Annotated in this window: 1 pseudogene; it reads right to left on the bottom strand. The window is 62.8% G+C overall.

The features are described from left to right. Positions 1 to 106, bottom strand: a pseudogene (locus OO54_RS45700) (IS5/IS1182 family transposase); the annotation flags it as partial. Positions 107 to 226: the final 120 nt, after the last annotated feature.

The raw sequence follows: 226 nt of genomic DNA, 5'->3' as shown, positions 1-226 counted from the left end.
ACGGACGGAGCTTGCAGCGCCGGTCGCCCTCACGGGTGACGATCAGCATGGTGACCCACTCCACGAGTGCATGCGGCAGGTCGAGTGCGGCAGGATGGATGACCAACGAGGCCCCCGAGCAATGTGATTGAGACGTCAGACACCTCGATCAACAGCACGGGGGCCTCGCTCGTTGCGCTTCACGGACCGTCACCCGATCGGTGGCCACATCGAAGAAGCTCAATGA

The sequence above is a fragment of the Streptomyces wedmorensis genome (assembly GCF_000716445.1).
GTDB lineage: Bacteria > Actinomycetota > Actinomycetes > Streptomycetales > Streptomycetaceae > Streptomyces > Streptomyces wedmorensis.
Note: the sequence above shows the minus strand (reverse complement) of the source record. Positions and strands in the feature narration are given on the sequence as shown.